The sequence below is a fragment of the Mesorhizobium zhangyense genome (assembly GCF_011045115.1).
In the GTDB taxonomy this organism is placed as follows: domain Bacteria; phylum Pseudomonadota; class Alphaproteobacteria; order Rhizobiales; family Rhizobiaceae; genus Mesorhizobium_M; species Mesorhizobium_M zhangyense.
This window is the reverse complement of the sequence record NZ_JAAKZG010000024.1, coordinates 25,156-47,466: the sequence shown is the minus strand read 5'-3', so window position 1 is coordinate 47,466 and position 22,311 is coordinate 25,156. Positions and strand designations below refer to the sequence as shown.

General features: G+C 56.6%; 24 protein-coding genes and 2 pseudogenes. 8 read left to right on the top strand and 18 right to left on the bottom strand.

Features of this window, described 5'->3' with window-relative positions; genetic code table 11:
- Nucleotides 1–390, bottom strand: a 390-nt coding sequence (locus G6N74_RS28860; RefSeq protein WP_165121442.1) for an alpha/beta fold hydrolase, incomplete at its 3' end; no start/stop codon positions are given.
- A 145-nt stretch (nt 391–535) separates the two neighbouring features.
- Between G6N74_RS28860 and G6N74_RS28855 the strand changes: the two genes are divergently transcribed.
- Nucleotides 536–1,600: a DNA topoisomerase IB gene (locus tag G6N74_RS28855; RefSeq protein ID WP_165121441.1), complete on the top strand. Its 1,065-nt coding sequence runs from the start codon at nt 536–538 to the stop codon at nt 1,598–1,600.
- A gap of 37 nt (nt 1,601–1,637) precedes the next feature.
- Here G6N74_RS28855 and G6N74_RS28850 read toward each other — a convergent pair whose 3' ends face one another.
- The 8 genes and pseudogenes from G6N74_RS28850 to G6N74_RS28815 all read right to left on the bottom strand — a co-directional run bounded on the left by G6N74_RS28850 (nt 1,638) and on the right by G6N74_RS28815 (nt 9,943).
- Nucleotides 1,638–2,720, bottom strand: a complete 1,083-nt coding sequence (locus G6N74_RS28850) for a c-type cytochrome (protein WP_165121440.1) — start codon at nt 2,718–2,720, stop codon at nt 1,638–1,640.
- On the bottom strand, nt 2,720–3,364 hold the full coding sequence (locus G6N74_RS28845; RefSeq protein WP_165121439.1) for a cytochrome c oxidase assembly protein: 645 nt from the start codon (nt 3,362–3,364) through the stop codon (nt 2,720–2,722). The genes G6N74_RS28850 and G6N74_RS28845 overlap by 1 nt, the downstream gene beginning before the upstream one ends.
- A complete protein-coding gene (locus tag G6N74_RS28840) occupies nt 3,361–3,741 on the bottom strand; it encodes a hypothetical protein (protein ID WP_165121438.1) in 381 nt (126 codons plus the stop codon). Before G6N74_RS28840 ends, G6N74_RS28845 begins: the two co-directional genes overlap by 4 nt.
- Before the next feature lie 7 nt (nt 3,742–3,748).
- Nucleotides 3,749–6,265, bottom strand: a complete 2,517-nt coding sequence (gene ctaD, locus G6N74_RS28835) for a cytochrome c oxidase subunit I (RefSeq protein ID WP_165121437.1) — start codon at nt 6,263–6,265, stop codon at nt 3,749–3,751.
- Nucleotides 6,262–7,302, bottom strand: coding sequence for a cytochrome c oxidase subunit II (gene coxB, locus G6N74_RS28830; RefSeq protein WP_281354052.1), 1,041 nt, complete (start codon nt 7,300–7,302; stop codon nt 6,262–6,264). Before coxB ends, ctaD begins: the two co-directional genes overlap by 4 nt.
- A gap of 134 nt (nt 7,303–7,436) precedes the next feature.
- Nucleotides 7,437–8,792 (bottom strand): annotated as a pseudogene (locus G6N74_RS28825) (PQQ-dependent sugar dehydrogenase).
- Between the two features lie 169 nt (nt 8,793–8,961).
- Nucleotides 8,962–9,270, bottom strand: coding sequence for a DUF1236 domain-containing protein (locus G6N74_RS28820; RefSeq protein ID WP_165121436.1), 309 nt, complete (start codon nt 9,268–9,270; stop codon nt 8,962–8,964).
- A gap of 508 nt (nt 9,271–9,778) precedes the next feature.
- On the bottom strand, nt 9,779–9,943 hold the full coding sequence (locus G6N74_RS28815; protein WP_165121435.1) for a hypothetical protein: 165 nt from the start codon (nt 9,941–9,943) through the stop codon (nt 9,779–9,781).
- Nucleotides 9,944–10,073: 130 nt separating this feature from the next.
- On the opposite strand from G6N74_RS28815, the gene G6N74_RS28810 reads away from it, so the two are divergent.
- Nucleotides 10,074–11,066, top strand: coding sequence for an SDR family oxidoreductase (locus G6N74_RS28810; RefSeq protein WP_165121434.1), 993 nt, complete (start codon nt 10,074–10,076; stop codon nt 11,064–11,066).
- Nucleotides 11,067–11,629: 563 nt separating this feature from the next.
- Here G6N74_RS28810 and G6N74_RS28805 read toward each other — a convergent pair.
- Nucleotides 11,630–11,971, bottom strand: a complete 342-nt coding sequence (locus G6N74_RS28805; RefSeq protein ID WP_165121433.1) for a hypothetical protein — start codon at nt 11,969–11,971, stop codon at nt 11,630–11,632.
- 641 nt (nt 11,972–12,612) lie between these two features.
- Here G6N74_RS28805 and G6N74_RS28800 point away from each other — a divergent pair.
- On the top strand, nt 12,613–12,882 hold the full coding sequence (locus G6N74_RS28800; protein WP_165121432.1) for a YMGG-like glycine zipper-containing protein: 270 nt from the start codon (nt 12,613–12,615) through the stop codon (nt 12,880–12,882).
- Between the two features lie 101 nt (nt 12,883–12,983).
- Here G6N74_RS28800 and G6N74_RS28795 read toward each other — a convergent pair whose 3' ends face one another.
- From G6N74_RS28795 to G6N74_RS31600, 5 genes are all read right to left on the bottom strand, one after another.
- Nucleotides 12,984–13,448 (bottom strand): GFA family protein, encoded by a 465-nt coding sequence (locus tag G6N74_RS28795; protein WP_165121431.1) that lies wholly within the window; start codon nt 13,446–13,448, stop codon nt 12,984–12,986.
- Nucleotides 13,449–13,470: 22 nt separating this feature from the next.
- Complete coding sequence (locus tag G6N74_RS31455) at nt 13,471–13,611, bottom strand: hypothetical protein (protein WP_312857943.1); 141 nt, start codon at nt 13,609–13,611, stop codon at nt 13,471–13,473.
- Nucleotides 13,612–13,667: 56 nt separating this feature from the next.
- On the bottom strand, nt 13,668–13,808 hold the full coding sequence (locus G6N74_RS31450) for a hypothetical protein (RefSeq protein ID WP_312857942.1): 141 nt from the start codon (nt 13,806–13,808) through the stop codon (nt 13,668–13,670).
- An 87-nt stretch (nt 13,809–13,895) separates the two neighbouring features.
- Nucleotides 13,896–14,900: a hypothetical protein gene (locus tag G6N74_RS28785; RefSeq protein WP_165121430.1), complete on the bottom strand. Its 1,005-nt coding sequence runs from the start codon at nt 14,898–14,900 to the stop codon at nt 13,896–13,898.
- A 602-nt stretch (nt 14,901–15,502) separates the two neighbouring features.
- A complete protein-coding gene (locus G6N74_RS31600; RefSeq protein WP_165121429.1) occupies nt 15,503–15,721 on the bottom strand; it encodes a helix-turn-helix domain-containing protein in 219 nt (72 codons plus the stop codon).
- A 641-nt stretch (nt 15,722–16,362) separates the two neighbouring features.
- On the opposite strand from G6N74_RS31600, the gene G6N74_RS28775 reads away from it, so the two are divergent.
- Together G6N74_RS28775 and G6N74_RS28770 are read left to right on the top strand one after the other, a co-directional pair.
- Nucleotides 16,363–17,415: an HWE histidine kinase domain-containing protein gene (locus tag G6N74_RS28775; protein WP_165121428.1), complete on the top strand. Its 1,053-nt coding sequence runs from the start codon at nt 16,363–16,365 to the stop codon at nt 17,413–17,415.
- Nucleotides 17,408–17,773, top strand: a complete 366-nt coding sequence (locus G6N74_RS28770) for a response regulator (RefSeq protein WP_165121427.1) — start codon at nt 17,408–17,410, stop codon at nt 17,771–17,773. The genes G6N74_RS28775 and G6N74_RS28770 overlap by 8 nt, the downstream gene beginning before the upstream one ends.
- Before the next feature lie 78 nt (nt 17,774–17,851).
- On the opposite strand, the gene G6N74_RS28765 is transcribed toward G6N74_RS28770, so the two are convergent.
- A complete protein-coding gene (locus tag G6N74_RS28765) occupies nt 17,852–18,115 on the bottom strand; it encodes a DUF982 domain-containing protein (protein ID WP_165121426.1) in 264 nt (87 codons plus the stop codon).
- A gap of 224 nt (nt 18,116–18,339) precedes the next feature.
- Between G6N74_RS28765 and G6N74_RS28760 the strand changes: the two genes are divergently transcribed.
- Together G6N74_RS28760 and G6N74_RS28755 are read left to right on the top strand one after the other, a co-directional pair.
- On the top strand, nt 18,340–18,552 hold the full coding sequence (locus G6N74_RS28760) for a hypothetical protein (protein ID WP_165121425.1): 213 nt from the start codon (nt 18,340–18,342) through the stop codon (nt 18,550–18,552).
- A 368-nt stretch (nt 18,553–18,920) separates the two neighbouring features.
- The gene (locus tag G6N74_RS28755) at nt 18,921–19,127 is read left to right on the top strand and encodes a hypothetical protein (RefSeq protein ID WP_165121424.1); all 207 of its coding nucleotides are present in this window, start codon (nt 18,921–18,923) and stop codon (nt 19,125–19,127) included.
- Nucleotides 19,128–19,684: 557 nt separating this feature from the next.
- Here G6N74_RS28755 and G6N74_RS28750 read toward each other — a convergent pair.
- Nucleotides 19,685–20,002: a hypothetical protein gene (locus G6N74_RS28750; protein WP_165121423.1), complete on the bottom strand. Its 318-nt coding sequence runs from the start codon at nt 20,000–20,002 to the stop codon at nt 19,685–19,687.
- 1,282 nt (nt 20,003–21,284) lie between these two features.
- Here G6N74_RS28750 and G6N74_RS31445 point away from each other — a divergent pair.
- Nucleotides 21,285–21,424: pseudogene (locus tag G6N74_RS31445) on the top strand (DUF6766 family protein); the annotation flags it as partial.
- A 57-nt stretch (nt 21,425–21,481) separates the two neighbouring features.
- Here G6N74_RS31445 and G6N74_RS28745 read toward each other — a convergent pair.
- A complete protein-coding gene (locus G6N74_RS28745) occupies nt 21,482–21,913 on the bottom strand; it encodes a hypothetical protein (protein WP_165121422.1) in 432 nt (143 codons plus the stop codon).
- Nucleotides 21,914–22,311 lie beyond the last annotated feature (398 nt).

Sequence of the window (22,311 nt, the reverse complement as noted above, 5' to 3'; positions counted from 1 at the left end):
AACACCATCGAGGATCGCGAGATGCGTGATCACGTCGGGGTAGTCCATCGCCATACGGAATGCGGTGTAACTGCCGCGATCGTGGCCTGCGACAGCAAAGCGATCGAAGCCGAGGTGCCGCATCAGGGCCACGCAATGACGCGCCTTTGCGCGTTTGGAGGATCCGGCGTGGTCGGGCGCGTCTGCGGGAACAGATGATTGCCCAAAGCCAGGAAGATCTGGACAGATCACAGTGTAACACTCGGCTAAATGGGGAACTACGCGATGCCACGTCGCGTGCGTGCGGGGATGCCCATGCAGGAGAAGCACCGGAGGGCCGTTGCCACCACGGCGAAGCCGAAATGTCGCCTCCGGCAGTTCAATCATTTCAAGATTAAAGCCATCGAACATCGGGGGATGTAATCCCTGGAGGTGCTCAAAGGTTCCCTCTGAATAGCAGCGGTATCAGTCATTGGCGCCGCGTCCCTGCCCCGCAGCAAGGAACCATCTTTCATTACCTTCGTTCGAGCCATGCCAAAGGCGGATACAGATTTCCATGAATGAGATTGCAAGACAGGGCCAGACCGAGTTCGCTGGTTTGACTTATGGTGATGATAGCGGTCGCGGGATCCATCGCCGCCGCTCGGGTAAGGGTTTCCACTTCATCGGCGTGGACGGCGGGACAATAACCGATGCCAAGATTTTGCATCGCATCAAATCGTTGGCAATCCCCCCGGCATGGAAGGATGTTTGGATATCGCCAAAACCGACGGGTCACATCCAGGCGACTGGGCGCGACGCTCGAGGCCGTAAGCAATACCGCTATCACTCGCTCTGGACCGCTTGCCGAGATGAGGTGAAGTATTCAAGCCTCGTGGACTTCGCGCGTGCTCTTCCGCAACTGAGGAAACACATCGAAGAAGATTTGCGCAGTCGCGGCCTGCAAAGAGAGCGCGTTCTGGCGTCTGTCATATGGTTGCTGGATCATGCCTTGATCAGAGTTGGCAACACCTCCTATAGACGTGACAATGGGAGTTTCGGGCTGACGACCTTGCGCGATCGTCATGTCGATATCGATGGGTCAACGCTGCGCTTTGCGTTCCGCGGTAAGTCCGGCAAGGAATGGAAATTGACCATTTCGGACCGCCGGGTCGCCAAGATCGTGAAAAGCGCACAGGATCTACCGGGCCAACATTTGTTCCAATATTTTGACGAAAATGGGCAGCGGCGCCCAGTCGAGTCGCAAGATGTGAATGCATATATTCGGCAAAAAGGCGGTGCCGATTTCAGTTCCAAGCACTTCAGAACCTGGGCGGCAACCGTTGCGGCCACATGTCTGCTCAATGACACGGACCTTCCTGAAACCAAGCATGAAACTGCGCGTGCCTTGAACGCGGTAATTGACACGGTGGCCGCAGACTTGGGTAACACGCGGGCGATCTGCCGCAAATGCTATATCCACCCGGCCACGCTAAAGTCATGGAGTGAGGCGCGCCTTTCAGAAGAGCTTTCTTCCATCAAAATCAGACAAACACCGAAGGGATATACGGAGGACGAGTATCTCGTTCTCAAATGGCTTCAAAAATTTCATGCTCCAAATGATGAAAATAAGAGCAAGTAGTCAATAAGTTTCCAGATCCCAGATTGGCGTTAGATCGTCAACGGGTCGTCATTGTTGACCGCGATGCTTGAGCGGCAAAGTATGTCGCGACAGCCCTGATGTCTTCATCCGTCAGTTTTTTCGCGGCATTGAGCATGAGATGACTGTAGGCGGTGCCGCTTCGCTTACCTTCCCTGAACAATCGAAGCTGTGCCTCGATGTAGTCAGCCCTTTGCCCCCATAATTTTGGGTAGGCTGGATTGTGGGCCGAACCGCCGTGACATCCGAGACAGGCAGGTACGCGTCTGGCCGACAGTCCGCGCTCAGCAATTTCGCGCCCTCTGGATGCAGCATGGCTTGTCGGTGCCCGCTCTAGTGCTGGTGGCGATTGCGCGGCGAAGTACCGAGCCAGTCTTTCCAGATCATCCGTATCCACGTTGGCTGCGGCCTGCGTCATGAATCCGCTCGCGCGGCTGCCCTCGGCATATGCACGGAGACTTTCCAGAAGGTACGCTTCGCTCTGCCCATCAATGATCGGCGTGAGAGCGCTCCTACCCGCTCCATTCGTTTCATGGCACCGGACGCAGTCGGCAAGCGCTCGCTCGAAACCGCTGTGCTGGGCGGAAGGAAGCCCTGTCGAACCATAGGCCAATTTCCGATACTGTTGAGGATCAAGCGACGGCAACTCCCTGAGGAACGCGACCATTGCCCAGATTTCGTCGTCCCGAGCCTGGGTGGGCCAGGCGGGCATGCCCGTGAAACGCACGCCATGCTTGACGATCCGGAAAAGCTCCTCGTCGGACCATTTATCGACAACGGTGGTCAAATCCGGCGGCTGAGGAAGCATCCGCTTGACCACGGGCGAGCGTGGCTCGCCAGGCGCGCCATGGCAGATAGCGCATCCGGTGGTAAAATGTGCAGCGGCTGGCTGAACACCCGCACGTGGGAGTTCGTCCGGGACCTCCACCGAAAGCGCGTAGGTGCGGACCGCAGACTGCATTGCGAAATGCAGAAACCACTCGGTGATCTTCCAATGTCCGGTGCTGGCCCCGACATTGAAGAAGCCTATCCAGGCGAACAGGATCACGGCCAGAGGTGCCACCACCAGCACAAGCACCATATGCCACCAGCGAACAAACATCAGGGTTCTCTCGCTTGCTGCATTGCATTCGGCTCCGATAGAATACGCCCAAGCAAGACCAGACCGCCGATGAGATAGACCACTGCACCAACCGCGAGCATGATTACGCCGCCTGCGTGTTGATCCCCTTGTGCACTCAGGGTGACGCCGAAGCACGTGACTTCATCTAACCCGTAGAGCGGCCGCGGAGCGAGGGACAGCAACACACCGAGCAGTGTCATATGTACGGAGGTCAGGAGCAGGCCGAGCGCTCCCACACCGCTGCGCGCTGCGGTGTCCTCGGACGTCCTGTAGCCGATGCATGAGAGCCAGAGGAAAAGCCCTGCAGCGAGGAAACTGCTTTGCTCCATCACCGTGACGAGAACAGAGCGTTCCGCCAGCGCTCTCATTGCCGGCGCATGCCAGAGCCAGACCACAAAAAGTTCAACCACTGATGCAACAATTGGCGTGGAAATCGATGATCGCGCGAGAAGGTCGAACCGGGAGCCGCTCACTACGATCGCCAGCAGCGGCGCGGCGATTGCAACTACGCCCATGTGTGCAAGCATGTGTGAGGCGAAGGAATTGCGGTACAAATCAAGCAATGGTCCGCCCCAGACCATCACCAGGACCGTCAATCCGAGCAGGAAGGACACCCGTCTCATGGCGAGCACTCCGCGATGAACAGCAGCGGCATTGCCACGTAGATGACCGCAACGAAACTGAGTCCGGAAAGCAGCAATGTTGCAAAGCCCTGAAAGAGCTCGCGGTCATGGCGGGTCGGATCGTCGTGTGGCGGATCGTGGGTACCGAAGCCCCATTGTCGCCACGCAAGCAAACCCGACATTGCGATCAGAGCCAGTGCCATAATCGTGACGAGGACAACTCCCAACCGAACGACGTCGAAGCCGAACGAAATCTGGCTGCTTTTGGCGCAATAGACGGCCACACTGACATAACAGATCAGAAAATGCAGAGCCCACACGACCGGTGCGGTGAACAGGGTCCAAAGCGATTCCATCTCGTTGGGAATGATGCGCATGGCAGGCTCACAACATCCGGGGGAAAAGGCCAATAACGGCAAAGGTGATCAGCGCGGTTACGAAGAGGAAGTGCCAGTACAAAACCACGTTTTGGAGGTCGACATCGTGCTGTGCTGTCAGACGCCCTACCAGACTGCGGGCAAGGCAATAGACCTGCATGACAAGTCCGAGCACCGCGTGAACCGCCGTCCACAACACCAGCACCCAGACAATTGCCGGATAGACATGGGATTTCGGGTCCATTCCGTAAGCCAATGGGCCAGCGACCGCAGCAAGGCTGCCACAAATCGTCAATAGCGCGGCAAGCATCAGACATGCACGCATAGCCAACACAAAACCTCGACCGTTCAACCTGCGCGCATAGATCATTGCGATCCAGGCTGCCGCAAACAGCCCAAACCCGATCATCGGCCATTGTGCTCCCGGACCTTTCGAGCCGGCGGTGAAATCCTCATGAATCGTCCAGTAGAAGAAGTAACCGAAGATGAGACTCGCAAAGGCGGTACCATCGCCTATCATGGTGATGAACATCGCCCACCAACCCGTGGAACTCGGTCCGGAAACGTAAAGCGGCAAGGTGACGCCCAGACCGATATGCTTTTGCGGTTTCTCGGGAAGTTCGGCGGTGCCCGTCCACAGCCAGTAGACGATTGCAGCAAACGCACCAACGGCGGAAACGATGGTGGCGATCCACCAGTGAAAGGTCAGCGCAACAAATGCTCCGCCAAGGAAGAAGGCCGAGATGATCGGGACGTAGGCCGTTCCGGCGACGCGGAGCACCTGGATCGGTTGGGCGTCCAGTACGGATGTCACCAAGCCTTCCCGTCTCCCCTCCTCCGCATCGGGCAGGTAAAATCGACCTTTGTTGATGTCTCTCATCAGGTTCGGCTGATCCCAAAGGGGATAACGGCTTTCGATGATGGGAATGGACCTGACACCCCAGTTTTCCTTGGGCTCGCTAATCCATTCCAGCGTCCCGGCGTTCCATGGATTGCTCTCGCCCTCCGGTTCGCGATGCTTCGGCCGCAGAACGTCGACCACGATCACCAGAATGCCCGAAGCAAGAATAAAGGCGCCGATCGTCGAAATCAGGTTCAGCCAGTCCCAGCCCACCTCCGGCGGATAGGTGAACACGCGCCGCGGCATGCCCCGCAGTCCGGAGAGATGCATTGGAAAGAAAGCCACGTTGAAGCCAATGAACATCAGCCAGAAGGCAAGCTTGCCTGCCCGGTCGCTGAGCATTCGCGCATTGATAAGAGGATAGTAGTAATAGAGACCGGCAATGACCGGGAACAGCATGCCGCCGATCAGGACATAATGCAGGTGCGCGACGACAAAATACGTGTCATGCGCTTGCCAGTCGAACGGGGCCAGGGCCACCATCACGCCGGTGAGGCCGCCCATTACGAAAATCGCTAGCCCCCCTGCCCCGAAGAGCATGGGGACCGAGAAGATGACGCGACCGGCGAGCATCGTTGCAATGAACACGAATATCTGCACCCCCGTCGGAATGGCTACCGCCTCCGAAGCCGCGGAAAAGAATGCCAGCGAAATCTGCGGCAATCCGGTCGTAAACATGTGGTGCACCCACAGTCCGAAGCTCAGGAAACCAGTGCCGACCGCCGCAAGCACGATCCACGAATAGCCGACAACAGGCCGTTGCGAAAAAGTCGGAACGATCATGGCCATCAGGGCGATGGCCGGCAGGAAGATGATGTAGACTTCGGGGTGGCCGAATATCCAGAACAGGTGCTGCCAGAGAATGGGGTCGCCACCCCGTTCCGGGTTGAAGAACGGCCAGTCGAACATGCGTTCCAGTTCGAACAGGATATCGCCGGCGATCAAAGGCGGAAAGGCAAACAGGATCATCCCAGCAACGACCAGCAGGTACCAGGCAAAGAGCGGCATCATGTTGATGCGCATCCCCGGTGCCCTGCATTTCAGGATTCCGACGATCAGTTCAACTGCCGCTGCGATCGAGGCGATCTCGATGAACGACAGGCCGAGAAGCCAGATGTCAGCGCCAATGCCGGAGAATTCCTTGTCGGTCGCAAGCGGCGGGTACATGAACCATCCCGATGACGGCGCGGCGTTGAAGAAGATCGAGCCGCAGACGAAGATGCCGCCCAGGAGAAAACTCCAGAAGCCGAACGCCGAAAGACGCGGAAAAGGGAGCTCCCGCGCGCCGAGCATGGGGGGCAGCAGAAAGATCGCCACTGCCTCGAAAATCGGAACGGCAAAGAGGAACATCATCACCGTGCCGTGAAGCGTGAAGGCTTGATTGAACAAATCCGCAGACAGGAAATCGTTATCCGGAACGGCTAGTTGGACCCGCACCATCAGCGCCAGCACACCAGCGAAAAGCATGAAGGCGAAGGCTGTCGCGGCATACCAGAGACCGATCTGGTAGTTGTTGACCGAAGTCCAGTAGCGCCAACCGGAAGGATCGGCCCACACCTTGCGCAGACGCTCCTCCTGGGCCTTGGCCTCCTTGCGCGTCATTCGATCAGCGAACTGGGTCATTTCAACCCCTTCAAGTAAGAGGCGATTGCTTGCAGGTCGTCTTCCGGCAACATCCGGAAGGCCGGCATTTTAGAACCTGGCTTGATGACGTCCGGGTCCGCAATGAACCGTCGGATCGCCTCCTCGGTATTTGGCAAGATGCCCGCAGCCAAGCTCTCCCGTGATCCGAGATGGGTCAGGTCAGGACCGAGCGTTCCCGTCGCCTCGGTGCCGTGAACCGTGTGGCAGGAGCCGCAGCCATTTGAAATGAAACGAAGCTTACCGTCGCTCGCAAGTTCCTCAGATGGCTGCGACTGGGCTTCAAGCCATATATCGAAGGCCGCCGGATCCATGACCATCGCGTAAAATGCCATGAGCGTATGCGAGGTGCCGCAGTATTCCGCGCAGGGTCCCCGGAAGATGCCGACTTTCGTGGCGAGCAGCGATAGACGGTTGGTCCTGCCGGGAATCATGTCCATTTTCCCGCCAAGCGATGGAATCCAGAACGAGTGGATCACGTCGCTGCTTTTGAGGACAAATTCGACGCGCTGCCCAAGCGGCAAGCGGATTTCGTTGGCCGATGCAATCGAAGCTTCGTGATTCTTCGACCGGTAAGAAACACGCCACCAGAATTGCTCACCGGTGACCTCGATTCGCAGGGGTGCACTGGGCGGTTCCCCTGACTGCGGCCGGAGTGACGGCATCAGCCACAAAGCGTAAGCGAGCAAGGCCATCAAAACGACGGCGGGGAAAATGGCCCCGCCCCAAAGGATCAGCCGGCCTGCCGATTGCGCGGAGTGGGGTTCGCCTTTCCACCGCGCGGCATAGAGCAGCGTTCCGATCACGGCAAGCCATACCACCGAGCCGCCTATGACCATTACCCAGAACAGTGTGGCAATCTGCCTGGCCTCGGCACCGGTCGGCTCAAGAGTCGATTGAATTCCCGCACACCCATGCGCGAACATAAGGATTGGAATGAAACCGTAGCGCAACGGCGATCGCGGATATGGCGGTCTTTCCACCGCTTGTCCGCGTACCACCTGGGAAAATCCCGACAAGAGACCTACTCTTTTGTTGAAGCGGTCCCCGCAATTCCCTGGTGGTTGAACCCCGCCATGGGAGGATTGTTCCAGGACATAGGAGGAGCGGAGAGGTAGTTCGGATGAAATAGCTGCCCCTCCATTCGAGATCGTTATTGCCCCGCATCGCTGGTCTGATCGGCGGGAACGACACGCCAGATCTTGTTGCCGACGTCGTCCGCAACGAGCAGCGCGCCATTCTTGTCGACAGCTACGCCGACGGGTCGTCCAAGCGCCTCGCCGTTTTCACTGAGAAATCCGGTCAGGATATCGCGGGGAGAACCGGAAGGCTTGCCATTCGCAAAAGGCACGAAGATCACCTTGTACCCGCTTCGCGGCTCACGGTTCCACGATCCGTGCTGACCGACAAATGCGCCCTTCGAGAATTCAGGGCCAAACAAGGTCCCCTCGTAAAAAGTCAGCCCGAGCGAGGCCGTATGTGGGCCAAGGGCGTAGTCGGGAACTATTGCCTTCTCGACAAGATTAGGCCGCTGCGGCTTCACGCGCTCATCGACATGCTGGCCGTAGTAACTGTAGGGCCAGCCATAAAAACCACCTTCTCGCACTGATGTCATGTAGTCGGGAACGAGATCACTGCCGATCTCGTCGCGTTCGTTTACCGCAACCCACTATTCGCCACTGTCCGGCTGCCATGAGAGGCCATTAGGATTGCGCAGTCCCGACGCAAACAGGCGGGATTTCTTCGTTGCGAGGTCGAGCTCCAGAACGGCAGCGCGGTTTTCTTCCGCCTCCATGCCATTTTCGCCGACATTGCTGTTGGATCCGGCTGTCGCGTAAAGCTTGGTGCCGTCGCGGCTCGCGATCACATCCTTGGTCCAGTGATGGTTGATGTCGCCGGCGGGGAGATCGACGATCTTTTCCGGAGATGCGGTGATCGCGGTCACGCCATCCTCATACGGAAAAGCGACGATTGCGTCCGTATTGGCGACATAGAGCTTGCCATTGAACAATGCCATCCCGAACGGCGAGTTCAACCCTTCGAGAAGCACTGAACGCGTCTCGGCAACGCCATCGCCGTCGGCATCCCGCAGCAGCATTATGCGGTTGGCGCTCGGCACTTCAGCTCCAGCCTGGCCCATTACGACGCCCATGATCCAATCGCGGAAGTCGAAGTCCTTGTCGGGTTTCGGTGGCCTATTGGTTTCAGTCACGAGGACGTCGCCGTTCGGCAGAACGTGCAGCGAGCGCGGATGATCAAGACCGTCAGCAAATGCGTTGACGACAAGGCCCTCCGCCGCGATGGGCTGCTGGCCGGCAGGCCAGGGTTTGGCTGGCGCGATGTTGACGGTGGGGATCAGTTTGGGATTTGGTTTGGGGAGAGTCGGGTTTGGTCCGTAGCCCTGCTCGATAGCGACGGTGGCAGTTTCCTTCGACAGAAAAAAGACCGCTCCTGCCGCGATGACGACCAAAGCAATCACCAAACCTACTGCAAATATAACTTTAGCCATCGGCCAGTGGCCTCTTTTACGTCTGCCCTGAATACTTGGGGGAACCAATCGAAGGCTGGCTGATTATTCAAAATCCGGATGTCCTCTTTCTCGTTCGGGTCGTCGAAGCCCGTCGCAGCCCCTCCAGCGGCGGGCTTTCCGGCAAAGGAATCCCCTTCCCGTCTCAGGCTTATTCCATGATATGAATGATCCGACGCGTGCCGGGTTCCACGACCACGGTCCGCTCGCCCACCACGACATAGCTGTAGCCTCCGTCGAGGTCGGGTTGTTCGATTGTGTGAAGCTCAACAGTATCCGGCAGAACCGTGCCAACAGAAAAATCTACATCAGGTAGAGGCTCGATAGGCACGACTCGCTCACGCACGACATATTCCCTGATTATGGTTTCCTGCGCAGGTCCGAGCAAAACATCCTGGGCAAACGATGCGCCAGTCGACGGGGCAATGAGTAGACTTGCTACTAAAAGCTGGGCTCTCATGGTTTCCTCCTGTTGTAGAGATTGTGGAATAGATGTTTCACAACTGCCCGCGCTCGGAAACGTTCCAAGATTTCGAGGAAGTTTGAGGCAATGACGGCAGTCAGGGATACGATCTCTATCCGGACAGGTTCATTACGTCTCGACTGGACGGCCTGCTAAATTCCACATGCCCCGCATCCGGCTTTTTAAATCCACGCCAACTCCCCGGGCATGGGGATGCGCGGAGACAGATTCTGCGAGCGGCCAGGAGGTGGCGGCAAAATTCTGCAGAATATGGTTCGGAAAAAGGGGCATGCGAAACATAGACGTGACGGCCGCCCGTGATGCCTGACCATGAGTATAAAACCGCTGGGGCGTAATTAAATGAATGCCTTGCACGGGTCATCGCCACGTAAAGCAGACACCTTCCCTCTTCAATTTCATCACGCTCGCCAACTGCGAGATCTGACGGTGTGCAACCCGTCGTGATGGAACATCCATTGATGGGGTCAATTCAGCCAGGATTCCTTCATCCTTCTGCCTTGAAGTTCTTTGCCTCCTTCTCGATCTCTTTCTTGTCGTCGCCATGCTTGCGAATCAAGGCCTTTGCCTGGTTGGGGGAGACGTCAGTTTTCTCGGCTAGGTCGAGTGCCCGCTTTTCGACATCTCGCGATTTTGGATTGTTCGGATTCATCGGCTTTCTCCTTCTGTTCGTCAATGAACGGGCAGTAGATGCGTTCCATCAGGCATCTGAGGGGAAACGGGCAGAAAACTTTTTGCCGTGACGCGCGTTGACATCGAAGGTCCGACCCATGGAGGCTCATATGCGCCGCGCGACAACAAAAACCAAAACAACGACCGAGGCAAAAGCAGCGGCTGCGAAGCAAAGACGAATCCAGGCCGGGATCGCCAAGTCGGATGCAAAACCAACACCGCAGGATAAGTCCTCGGTTCAGGTCGGGGCGCGCCGATATCCTGAGCCACCCTTTCCCAAACAACATCAATCGAAGCCGGGCTCCGAGGCAGTCCTTGATCCCAAGCCGATGTACGACGCGCCGTTTTACATTGGATCGAAGAAGCTTGAAGGAAAGGTGGCGCTTATCACCGGCGGCGACTCCGGGATCGGCCGCGCAGTGGCAATTTTGTTTGCTCGCGAAGGGGCAGACGTCGCTATCGCCTATCTTTCGGAAAAAGTAGACGCCGAAATCACGAAGAAGGCCGTGGAGACCGAAGGAAAACGGTGCATTACGATCACCGGGGACGTTTCCAAGAGGAACTTCTGCGTGAAGGCGGTCGCCCGAACTGTCAATGAATTGGGCAAGCTCGATATCCTGATCAACAACGCCGCATTCCAAATTCACGCATCAAAGTTCGAGGATCTGACCGAAGAGCACTTCGATACGACGCTCAAAACCAATCTGTATGGCTACTTCCACATGGCTCAGGCTGCCGTCGCGCATATGAAATCCGGTTCCGTCATTCTCAATACCGGTTCTGTGACTGGTATCGACGGCAGTCCGCAGTTGGTGGACTATTCGATGACCAAGGGTGGGATACATGCTTTCACCCGAGCTCTTGCCGGCAATCTGATTGATCGGGGTATTCGGGTGAACGCAATCGCTCCGGGTCCAGTCTGGACCCCACTCAATCCGTCCGACAAGAAAGCGCAGGACGTTTCGGAGTTCGGCGCAAAGACCCCTATGAAACGCCCTGCACAACCGGAGGAAATCGCTCCGGCATATGTGTTCCTGGCGTCATCCCATTGTTCCAGCTACATCACGGGCGAGATTCTTCCCATTGTCGGCGGCTATGAGTGAGTTGAAAAACAGGCAGAATTGCATTGAACAATTCCGATGGACGGTGGGCATGATTTGCTCGCGGGCAAAGCCCACACCATCCATGGATTGCGTGGGCTATCCGACTAGCCCGCACGAACAGGCCGGATCGTTCCGTTTCGGGTAATGCTTAATTCGTCTCCGCTGCAGTGCATGCGCGAGGCGCTGCCGCCGCGGGTGAAGGATCGTCAAGCCGTTCAATGTGGAGCGAAAGTCCCAGAGCTGACTAGCAGCAGAGTTACACCAATCACGATCAGAGCAAGACCCGGCCAATTGGCCGCCCAGCTAAATGCGGTTATGCCACTTCGCGTCGGCTCCAGAGTACGGCCTGTCGAGGAGGTAGAATGGGAATCACTTAAACGGCCTCGGAAAATGGCTGCTCTTGCCATCGCCAACACGCCGCAAATAATGAGCAACGCGCCGATCCAAATTAATATCATCGTCGCCTCTCCATTCTGCGGGACAAAACCGAAACACAATCAACCGACGCCAGTTCAACGTGTCTCGGCAATAACCACTAGGCGTGTCAGATCACGCTTCATGCCTTAATCCTTGCAGGCGTCATCAGCTTCTGCGGCGGCAGTTTTATCGCCCTTCTGCTGGGCTTCGACGTCCTGCTGAGATGTGGCAAGGTTCTTGTTGCCGCCGCCCTCCTGGTCGGCAAGCGGCATCGTGTTGCCGTCCTTCTTCGTAGGATTGGGATTGACCTCTGGCGTGGTGGTGCTCTGCGTGTCAGTCTGAAGTGGAGCTCGCGTGCCATCCTTCGAAATGCCGGTCTTCGCATCGTTGGAAATCGATCCGGTCGTCTCGGGACATGCCGCGAATGCCGCAACGGGGACAAAAGCCGAAATTGTCAGTGCGGCCATTGTTGCGATGATCGTTTTCATCATCATTCTCCTTTTCGCTTTTCGGGGTTAGTGGAACTCTAACCATTCAGCACGCAGGTTGTTCCGTTATGCGGCAAGGCGGTGCCGCAATACCTCGCGATCTCATTGTGGAAGGACATGCTCGCGGGCTGATCCAAGTCGAACTTTCTCTTCATCCAACATCAAAAGGCTCCTGCTGTCCGAAGATATTCCTCGTTGGGACGGCTTTGCGAACAAGGTGGCCGAGGAGAACTGCTCGTAGTGCGGTTCTCTGCACATGAAGTTTTTCGACGAATTATCGATGCGATGTTCGAAGGGGAAGGAACAAACCACTGCCCTTCCTTCGTTTTGTGTACCGTCCTCGTCCCACGCTCCATGAACGGTAGGCCGCCGATCGCCCCTGGCCGGCGGTATCAAAGCCGTTTGACGGCTGAGAAGGGCCAGGCCCGCATTACGTCCCTGGCCTTTCGGACTCCCAGCCTGGAACAAGCGCCACCCGCGGAATCCGACGCCGTCGCTCTTCGTCTATAAGACCCACTAGCTCACAACGGAGGGGCGAGAGAGCCGCAGCCTTAAGAATTTTGCGCGTAGAATGGCTCCTGTGGATCAATTAGCCAACTCACGCATTTCTCTCGGGAGGGATTGAAAGTGGAGGAATTCTTATGAGAAAGATGCTCATACTTCTGATTACGCTCACTTCCGTTGCCGCCTGCTCGCAGACAGAACGCGGCGCAGCGATCGGTGGTCTTGGCGGTGCCGCGGTGGGCGCTGCTGTCGCTTCCCCTGGCAACACGGCGGAAGGGGCCCTAGTGGGAGGGGCAGTCGGTGCGGTTGCGGGCGCACTCATCGGTCGTGCGAGTGAACCAGGCGATTGCTACTATCGCGACCGTCGAGGAAACCGCTATATTGATCGTTGTCCTAGCGGGTATTGAACACAGGTCGCCTGGAGACCCCTGATGTGCAGCGCTCATCGCTTTCGCGTGCATGATCGGCTGTAACCCCTGATCAGTAGACAGTGGTCAAAAAGGTTTTGTCAGAGCGAGTGCCGATCGCGCGGATTTCCAAGTTCCGGATCGCGCTGCCTCGAATAGTCATCAATGCGAGGCAGGCGATCGGCGAATTCCACCCAAGGCAATCTTAGTTTCCAGTAGGCATGGGCTTCGGGTTGAAAGCGCTCGGGATGGTCGAAGAAACCGATCGTCAGATAGAATTCATCGTCAATTCCGTCGTCGCGATAGCCAATCGACGTTCCGCAATTTCCGCAAAAACTGCGCGTGACGCCCGTGGTCTTCGAAAAGGTTTTCATCGTACCACGCGTCAGCTTGAACTGGCTCGGTCGATAACCCACCCACACGGTCAGCGGGCTGCCGATGGCGCGCCTGCAATCATCATCATGATCAGTGCAAATCCAGAACGGTTCTCCCTGCATCTCGGCGGCAATCGCGCCGCAGAAGCATGCTGCCGTTTCCACTCTGGCATTGTTTTCTTTTACGGCCATGCTGGGCACACCCTTGTTTCGGTCAACCTTCCGCTGCCACGCTCGGATAGTTTTCGCCTTTCAGCGCCCGCGCCAGATGGGCGGCATTTGACGCCGCCATCTTCAGCGTGTCGACCACCTTCTCCGGCGTACCGGGCAAATCGACATAGTTCACGGATCCCATTGCCTCGTCCACCCAATATATCCCGCCGTTGGCCGATATGGTGAAACCGACATCGTTTAGCGCCTGGAAACAGGCCGCATGGCAATGATGCGCGCGCCGGCTTCGTTGCCGACGACCGCCACCAGGTCAACCTTGCCCGCAGCCGGCATGCGCCCGCTGGCGTCGGTATCCGACTCAAAAAGCGTCCATTCGTTCAAGAACACGCTTTGCGATGCTCGAGGATTGGCCCATCCTGATCGGTCGGCGAGCCCGATACTGGGCCGTGATTTGGCTGCCGTCGCGCTTTACTTGACTGTCACGTCGAATTCCGCCGCAGCGGGCAGCGTTTCAGGCCGGGAACGATCATGAAAGATGTAGACAATCGTGTAGCTGCCGGGCGTATCGAGGGAAATGCCGGCGGTTGCGAAGTTGCTGAAGTAGTCCAGCGACACGGGAAACGGCGGTGGGGAGTCAGCCTTGTAGGTATGCTCGTCGGGAAGTGATTTCAGAACCTTGCCAGATTGATCGCGCACTTCAATGTCGAGCCCGATCTCGTAACTGGACATCGGCGTACCAACGTCCTTGCGACCGACATTCTCGAAAAAGGCGTAGATGAATATCTCCTCACCTGGTGCATAGACATTGTTGGGGCGTTCAACGAGGTTACCTTGCTTGAACGCCGCCTTGTCCGCCAACGTCTTCTTGGTGAGCTTCATAGGCGGAAGTACCGCCTGCAGGGCAACGGTTGCACCGTCGATGCTGATCGGTGCAACACGCTTGCCGTCAGGCCCTAGTGGCGTCGTGAAGTAGGATTGCACCATCGGATAGCAGAACGCGTTCGCTTGCGGGTGATCAAGAACAAAAATCATCGCTATGGGCGGCATCTTGGCGTTGCGGGTCTTGCCGAGTTGAACGAGCGCGCACATTGGCCATCTGGCGAGCACGCTCGCACCTTTAAGTGTTGGGTCGGTCTGGAATTGCTGCTCCACCTGGCGGAGCGACTCGTGGAATTCAGTCGAGTTCTTGTCTTGCGTGGTGGTGGTCATGAGCATGACGATGTTATCAGCAGCGTTTACCTTTGCTGCATCTTCCTGCGCTTTTTGCAGGACAGTACCATCTGCGCCGAGCCGATAGGTCCGCACGAAATCCTCGTTCTTCAACGCTTTGGTCGCACGCTGCCAGGCCTCCATATCGAACGTCCCCTCACCGCGATCACTCAGCACGAAGAAAGCAGGAACGTTTGCTTCCTCGGCACGGGCGGAAACGAGGAACAGGCTGGCAATCACAAGACTGGCGGTAAAATGCTTCATGGAACCCTCCATTCGTTCGCATCCCGCCCAGGATGGTATTCACGCCATCACGATAGCACTCAGTGTATCATAGAAGTTGCAATAGCCATCAAAATACGGGAATTGTGGCCGGGGCGCTGACGCCAACGTCGCTATGACGTAGTCGTCACTTTTGGACGCGGAGCTGTCGCTCACTGCGATCTATTGGCTATTTTTCGGACTGTTTTTCAGGGTGACGCGCGGGTAACCAAGGTTTTATCGTTCCCGAACGGGATCGAGGAGGTTGGTGTGAGAAAGCACAACAGCGTTGCTAATGGGTTGGGAGGTCTTAACTGACGACGAGGCCATCGAAGCCGCGATCGACAAGCATGGGACGGACCCTACGACATCGGTCGCCTATTGCACATTTAAAACGTCTGGAAATCGAGATGACCCTGAGTTTCGGTTTGGTTCGATCTATTTTTGAAGCTGGTGAAAAAGGCTCTCATCGGGTGGGCTTCGCCGCGCGTATTAAGGCACGTATCTCTTGGCCGGCGCCCGAAGATCTATTGCCCCTTCCGGGTCAGGAAGAAACTCCGGTCCTACAACCCTTACCTTGCCTTCAGGGTCGAGTGGACGGGCCGTCATTTCAGTACTGTCCTGTGTTCGGACAATCGCGTCCTTTGCCTCGTCGCTTCCCAAGTCCCTCGATATTTAGGGATCACAACCGGTCTGTTGCTCCCTCGGCGGCGTCCACTTTCGTAGTTTTCGATGGTCGGTTTGGACAAACCGAGAGCATAGGCTGCTTCTTCACGCGAATAGCCCATGGCCCTGCGCCATTCTTTAAAATCGTCGGCAGTCATTGAATTCCTATCGTGACAACTATTCGGTCACGCAGGCCTCGACTTTGCACGGCCACTTCTGTTTCCATTGATCACTCCGCTGCCCGACCACTCAGAGCCCTGACGGCCATGGCCAGCGTCATAGCGTCTGCCTCCCCACCCGCGAGCGAACCTAATGCCACAATCAAGGTTTGTCGCCATCTTCTCGATTGCTGGTGGTGGAGGGTGGTCAAACTCCTAGCTCTAATGCGCTCCGTCAGGATTCGTTTCGTTTTGACGTCTGATAATGGCCACCCGCCATCACCCACCAGCACCTGAAAATCTTCACGATACTCAGCCGGATCATTTCAGTGGAACAAAGAACGCATGGGGAACGTTATGGATGATTAGAGTGCGATGACCCGGCAACCCCTCTTCAGCAATACGAGTTGCGAGTTGCCTTGGAGCACTTACAGGAGACTCAGATGGATATGACCACGCTTCTCATAATTGTTCTCATCGTTCTTGTTCTAGGTGGCGGCGGCTGGTTTGGCCGAGGGCGCTGGTACTAAAAGCGAGCACCCGGAAGGCATCGATTCTTGTCCTCTGGCGGAGGAGTCCCGCGCAGACTATAATGCCTGTGACGGGCTGCAGTTCGCCAACCAACGGGACAGGTCCGATGCATGCAAGCTATAATCAAATCCGAAGGCCAAAAGGGCGCCGAAGCTGACGTCGAGAGCTTCCGCAAGGATCTTGGTCCGTTCGTCGTCGCTGCCGAAACGACACGGATGGCGATGGTCTTCACGGATGCAAAAGAACCAGCCAATCCGATAATTTTCGTCAACGACGCCTTTCTCGAACTAACCGGATACGACCGGGAAGAAGTGCTCGGTCAGAGTTTCAACTTCCTGATGGCGCGCGGCACCGATTCTGATTCTTTGGCGCGCATAGAGGTCGCGTTCGCGGGCCAATACACGGGAGGATCGGAAATATGCTACCGCCGCAAGGACGGCAGCGAGTTCTGGTCGGCAATCCTCGTCAGCCCGGTTCGGGACGACAGCGGTAACATCGTGCAGCATTTCGCCTCCTTCGTCGATCTTACCGACCACAAGCAGGAGCAAGCCCAGTCCAGAATGCTCATCGACGAATTGAACCACCGCGTGAAAAACACCCTTGCGACGGTGCAGTCGATTGTCTGGCAGGCTTTGCGCAATACCTCCGATCCCCTGGTGATCCGGGAATCCATCGAGTCGCGCCTCTTTGCCCTCTCCCGGTCGCACGACCTGTTGACCGTGGAAAAATGGGAAGGCGCAGGGCTGCGCGATTTGATCAAGGCTGCCCTGGAGCCGTTCGGGGTTGCAAATGGACGCTCGGAGCATTTTGTCATCACCGGCAGGAATATCCGCGTTTCCCCGAAAGTTACCCTTGCCCTCGGCATCGCGTTCCACGAACTCGCGACCAACGCCGTGAAATACGGTGCGTTCTCCAACAAGATCGGATCGGTCCTGATCTCATGGGTGATTGAACCGTCCCCGGAGGGCAATCGGCTGATCCTGAGTTGGCAAGAGAAGGACGGGCCTCGCGTCATACCACCGACCCGAAAAGGCTTCGGTTCGCGGGTAATCGAGCGCGGTCTGGCTCATGAGCTGGAAGGCGCTGTGCATCTCGACTATCCGCCCGACGGTGTGGTCTGCACGATCAACTTTCCCGCACCGCATGATGCTCGTGATGGATAAATTGCTTTCCGGTCGGCAGGTCCTTGTTGTTGAGGATGAAATGCTGGTCCTCATCATGATCGAAGACATGTTGGCCGATCTCGGATGTGAATTGGTGGTTGCCGCCGCTACTGTCAAACAGGCTCTTGCGGCGATTGATGCGCAAGTCTTCGATGTCGCGATGCTGGATATGAACCTGAATGGCGACAATACCTATTCCGTAGCAGACGCGCTTGCGGCGCGCGGGGTACCATTTGTCTTCTCGACGGGCTACAGCGGTCACGAAATGAGGGATGGGTACCGCGACCGGCCCCTTCTGAAGAAGCCGTTCATGGAGAAGGAATTGGCCGAGATATTTGCGCCCCTCCTCTCAGGTTGATTGGAAAAAAAGACAGAGTGGGCGTGGATTGGTCAAAAATCCGCACCTTTCCGAAAGCAACTCACATTCGGCTTGGCTTTATTGGGCATCACCATCGTCGATAAGAATGGCGGCTTCACGGGCGGCGTCAGCAAACGCTATACGAGCAAATACGGCTTTACGCCGGCCTTTCAATACAGCCTGGACGGCTTGGCACGCTGCGAGGTGCTTTGAACCGGCTTCCTTTGGCCATCTCTTGAGTAGAACTTCCTCCGCCTGCTTAATATTGCTGACGACATGCAACTTGTTCCCAGCCGGGCCGAGGGCAATACTCACCGGTCGGTCGAAACGATGAATGTTCATGACATGAACTCCCCGTTCGGAATGTAATTCAACGCGGGTCGGGGTAAGGGGTTGCGTCGTGCTGGTCTCGGGCCAAAGGTTGGGCCAAGGAGGGCTCGTCATCCAAAGACTCCACTTGCTTTTGGCCCGTATCGGCGTAGCGTTCTTGGGTGACCAGCCGATGATACGGGCGCTGGTTTTTGAGAGAGACTATCAAGCTTTCGCCCAGACCTGAGGAGAAAGCCATGAGCACTTCTCATGATTTTCAGCTCGGAATTTTTTATCCCGATCAACTGGATGTGCTGAACCGCGTCGTTGAGAAAGTTTGCCGCTGTGGCATGGTCTCAAGGAAGAAGGCTTGGATGCCGATGATCTCGCCGGACATGCCCTCTCGCTTTACAGTTCCGGCATTACCGATGAAGATGCATTGTTCAAAAGGCTTCGACGGATGCCTTTAACGAAACGAGCAAAGCATATTCGGAACGTTTCCGATTTCGTTCGGCTAGACCGCCGCCACGAAAGCTAACGGTCGTAGACATAATCTGGAGGAATTCGAGAACAGATTGCGCCGAAGAAAACTGTAAAATCCAAAACTGTTTCGACATTTCCCGCGTGTCTCGCGGCTTGTGAAACTGTTAGCGGCAGACTTCAGGACAGATCGGCTCGTAGCCAACTTATTCCGTGAACCTCCCTAGTGAGGCAGGCCAAAGTCAGGGACCATTTGTTCCAGATTTACGGCCACTTAGGAACTCACGCTCAGTTCACCGTTGCGACCTCCGGATGGTTGACGCATAATCAGCCGAGGGTGGCTTCTCGGGAGGCCTTGATGGACGAGACCGAGTTCGATTGCAGGTATCTCGCCTCCGAAGAGATCGACTTGCTGCGCCGGGTATACGACCGGGCGCTGGCGTCTCGGAACATCGCGCCGGGATCAAAGGAGGCCGATGAACTGGCCCTCAGGATCATGATCATGTACCAAGCTGGCGTCAGGAACGAGGAAGCTCTCCGTGGCGATGAGGCGACCGCGCCGTAACCCCAAGGATCATAATAGATACGAACTCAAGAACTCCCCAGACGGGACGTGGGTGGTGGTCGACGTGTTCACCGGATGGCCTGTAAAGGTGGATGGCGCGTTCACCATCGGGATGGACATGGAGCGGGCCGACTATTTGGTAAATCTCCTGAACTACAACGATCGAAAGTCCAGGGGCATTTACTAGCCGTCCGCCCAGAAGGCGAACTTGCCCTTGGCAACGTCTGGGACGAAGCGGATACAGCCGCGAAACAGCGTGTTGCGCAGAACGATCGAAAGGCAAGTATCCAGGTTCTGCCGATTTTGAGTTGGTAACCGAACCGATGAAGTTCGGGGTCAAAGGCCGGTGATCCAAGGTGGCAGGGTTCGTGCTCGAGCCTACTACGCTTGTCTGCCAACTGTTTTGCAGGCAGTTCGGCGATAGCAGGAGAAGGCGAACTTGCCCTCAGTTCGCCTGCAACCATCTTCCACGACAAAGGGTTCCGGGCGCTAATACGGCGGGCCAAGCAACGCCCGCCGTATATGACGGAAACCGTCAAATGGCATATGTGGGTTGGCTACATACCCTTGATCTTGCCACAGAACTCGGCGAATTTCGTGCTGTCGGTCTTCCCGCACTCGTCCTTCATCATTTTCTGATTGTCCGCCGACATCGCTGCCCAGGCCGCCTTGATCTCGTCGTCCGAGCGCATGGTCGTCATGGCTTCATCGCTATAGAACGGTTTCATCATCATCGGATCGTCTAGCGGCTTTGTCTTGTCCGCTGCTGCGGGATCACCGGCCGCCGGATCGGCCGTCGTTGACGTTTGGGCGTATGCCGCGCCGGATGCCAGCATGAGTGTCATGGCTGCGGTCGCAAGAAACTTGAGTTTCATCGCGTATTCCTTCCCTGAGTGCCTGCTATTTTCGATCGACTTGGAGCGATCAGATAGGCAACGGAAAGTCTCGGGAAAAGTTCCACGAATATATCCTGACTTAGCATGGCATTCCAAGATCGTCGCTCGATTTGAATGAAAACAGGGAGGCTCGATGGATTTTTCGAACTCTTGTGTTCCCAAGCGCATGAAGGACAGTGGATCGCGGCAAGAGAGTCCGTTCAAGAATTGCGTAGGAGCGACCACAAGCCCGCCTTCGCGAGGGCAGCGAGGGCGGGCTCTATGCCGCTGGGGAGTGAGTTAAACGCCAGCGACTTGCCGCCGGGGCCAAAGGCAACTGAATAAGCGGCGCAGAATTAACGCGTAGATCACGCCGAGTGTTCCAATCAAAATCGCTGGCACGGCAGTGAATTCGATGATTATTTGATCGTGTAGCTGGGCCCGCCGGCTGCATTGGCCGATGCGACGAATGGAACCCTCGTCGCGTCGGCCTCTCAAAAAATTGCGACGGGATAACTCCCAAATGCCCCCGCCCTGCTCAACGCCCAAGCCGACATTGAGCCAGGCAAGCGGCGAGAGTACCACCGAAGATTGCGGTAAAAACTGATGTAGATCAGCCCCGACTACGAGAATTTGCAATCACATTCCCCGCACCCCTGTTGGAGCAGGGCGCTTACCTATCTTTTGGCAATAATATAGCGCTCCACCCCTCATTACATCCCTGAAAGATTGCGCCAATTCCAAAATTGCCTAATTGGATGCACCCACTTGTTCATCTCGGTATCCCAGTCAAAGCGTCTCGCGATTAGGCTGCCGACAAGCGCGAAAGCAAGGATTGCGGCCATGTAGCTGAGAATTGGATATATCTGCTGCATCGTCGTTCCCTCGACGCTATGTATGGCACTCTAGCACAATTTGAGGATGATCCCCTACATCTCAAGCGCTTCCCTCGGCGAGGAGAATCCTCGGGCTCTGACGGTTGTGAGAGGAAGCAGTTACGGCCACAACTTCCTCTACCCCCAACGGGTGACCGACTTATCACTTCATTCGCCTCACCTAATCGCGACGCTGGACCGATAATGGGCTCTGGCCATCGCTAGCACTGTGTCAGCGGAGGCTCGACGCCACCCGCTCCACCCCCCGCGCAAGTACGTCGAGCCTCTCGATTGGGGCCGCGCCTTCTAGCTCTCATCGGTATTAGCTGCTGTTAGAAGAGAGGATCTGCGGCTTCTGGCTAGTGTGTGTTCCGGCGTGCAAATTTTGCACGCCGGAACACACACTATGGTTCGAATCGTTTCAGAACTGGCAGTCAGAGTTTCTGTCTACGGCGCTGTTAGTCGTTCTGTCGGTTTTCCTGAGGCATAAGGGATCGCCCGAATCTAAGCCCGCCCCCCCCCCGCAAACTCGGAAACGGGATCATAAAGCAGCCGGCGCGACGAGTTCTCTAGAACGCTCATCGCGCCGGCCATTCAAGCGACGTCACAAGAGAAATGTGTCGCGCAGCCAAGCAAGGAAGCCGTTACTCATCTTGGCAATTGAGCGCACGCGAGCCGCGGCCCACCGTGCCCGTATCGTCGTACCGGTATGGCAGGAGCAGACTACCCCGTGCAGCTGGTTATCAGAAAGCTCGAAGAATCGTCGGGCTTCACCGTAGGTGTCGTCTCTCAAGCCTTCCCTACGCAGTTGCGGGTCCTCAAATGCAACCGTCAGTGGAGAATTGTCGGAACGCGCAATCTCTCGCAATTCGGGGGAGAGGCGCTCGGTGCCAACAAGTGCATTGAGACACCGGTCCGAATCTGTCGCAAGCAACTCCTCCCAGCGTTGCAGGCGCTGAACGCGCGTCATCATGGGAATTGCCTCGGCCTTAACCGAGGCTACGAAATGCAGTTGATCAAGTGTTTGGTGCTTCATGGGTGCCTCCCGGATCACCAGGTGGAACGTCCAAGCCCCAGATCAGAATTTATGTCTCGCTCGGATGACGGCAAGATCGAGGAAGGGCTCCCCCGAAATTTATTTCGCCCAGTGGAATCACTGAGGCGAAGCACAAAGATTGCACTAGTCCGCGCATAGGAGGCGTGTCATGCTCGGCCCGCGGCGGACCGGCAGGAAAACCGCATTGGCCGGCACGATGAATTGAACCCTCATCGTGTCGGTCTCATATTGCTGAAGAGCATTAAATGGGGTGCCGCACCCTTCACAAAATGGTGTTATAATTCCATCGCGCAGGACTATACCCCTTCGCGATGGCCGGCGCGAAAACCCAAGCCCCCGCCCTGACGCACCGGCCGTCCTTCACAAAGGAAGATCGG

Excerpts from the sequence above, each read along its gene's own strand:
- G6N74_RS28820 (WP_165121436.1), bottom strand. The coding sequence starts at position 9,270 with ATGAGAGCCCAGCTTTTAGTAGCAAGTCTACTCATTGCCCCGTCGACT.
- G6N74_RS28745 (WP_165121422.1), bottom strand. The coding sequence starts at position 21,913 with ATGAAGCACCAAACACTTGATCAACTGCATTTCGTAGCCTCGGTTAAG.
- G6N74_RS28765 (WP_165121426.1), bottom strand. The coding sequence starts at position 18,115 with ATGAACATTCATCGTTTCGACCGACCGGTGAGTATTGCCCTCGGCCCG.
- G6N74_RS28760 (WP_165121425.1), top strand. The coding sequence starts at position 18,340 with ATGAGCACTTCTCATGATTTTCAGCTCGGAATTTTTTATCCCGATCAA.
- G6N74_RS28800 (WP_165121432.1), top strand. The coding sequence starts at position 12,613 with ATGAGAAAGATGCTCATACTTCTGATTACGCTCACTTCCGTTGCCGCC.
- G6N74_RS28775 (WP_165121428.1), top strand. The coding sequence starts at position 16,363 with ATGCAAGCTATAATCAAATCCGAAGGCCAAAAGGGCGCCGAAGCTGAC.
- G6N74_RS28850 (WP_165121440.1), bottom strand. The coding sequence starts at position 2,720 with ATGTTTGTTCGCTGGTGGCATATGGTGCTTGTGCTGGTGGTGGCACCT.
- G6N74_RS28810 (WP_165121434.1), top strand. The coding sequence starts at position 10,074 with ATGCGCCGCGCGACAACAAAAACCAAAACAACGACCGAGGCAAAAGCA.
- G6N74_RS28750 (WP_165121423.1), bottom strand. The coding sequence starts at position 20,002 with ATGAAACTCAAGTTTCTTGCGACCGCAGCCATGACACTCATGCTGGCA.
- G6N74_RS31600 (WP_165121429.1), bottom strand. The coding sequence starts at position 15,721 with ATGACTGCCGACGATTTTAAAGAATGGCGCAGGGCCATGGGCTATTCG.
- G6N74_RS28770 (WP_165121427.1), top strand. The coding sequence starts at position 17,408 with ATGGATAAATTGCTTTCCGGTCGGCAGGTCCTTGTTGTTGAGGATGAA.
- G6N74_RS31455 (WP_312857943.1), bottom strand. The coding sequence starts at position 13,611 with ATGGGATCCGTGAACTATGTCGATTTGCCCGGTACGCCGGAGAAGGTG.
- G6N74_RS28795 (WP_165121431.1), bottom strand. The coding sequence starts at position 13,448 with ATGGCCGTAAAAGAAAACAATGCCAGAGTGGAAACGGCAGCATGCTTC.
- G6N74_RS28785 (WP_165121430.1), bottom strand. The coding sequence starts at position 14,900 with ATGAAGCATTTTACCGCCAGTCTTGTGATTGCCAGCCTGTTCCTCGTT.
- G6N74_RS28805 (WP_165121433.1), bottom strand. The coding sequence starts at position 11,971 with ATGAAAACGATCATCGCAACAATGGCCGCACTGACAATTTCGGCTTTT.
- ctaD (WP_165121437.1), bottom strand. The coding sequence starts at position 6,265 with ATGACCCAGTTCGCTGATCGAATGACGCGCAAGGAGGCCAAGGCCCAG.
- G6N74_RS28845 (WP_165121439.1), bottom strand. The coding sequence starts at position 3,364 with ATGAGACGGGTGTCCTTCCTGCTCGGATTGACGGTCCTGGTGATGGTC.
- G6N74_RS28840 (WP_165121438.1), bottom strand. The coding sequence starts at position 3,741 with ATGCGCATCATTCCCAACGAGATGGAATCGCTTTGGACCCTGTTCACC.
- G6N74_RS28755 (WP_165121424.1), top strand. The coding sequence starts at position 18,921 with ATGGACGAGACCGAGTTCGATTGCAGGTATCTCGCCTCCGAAGAGATC.
- G6N74_RS28815 (WP_165121435.1), bottom strand. The coding sequence starts at position 9,943 with ATGAATCCGAACAATCCAAAATCGCGAGATGTCGAAAAGCGGGCACTC.
- G6N74_RS28855 (WP_165121441.1), top strand. The coding sequence starts at position 536 with ATGAATGAGATTGCAAGACAGGGCCAGACCGAGTTCGCTGGTTTGACT.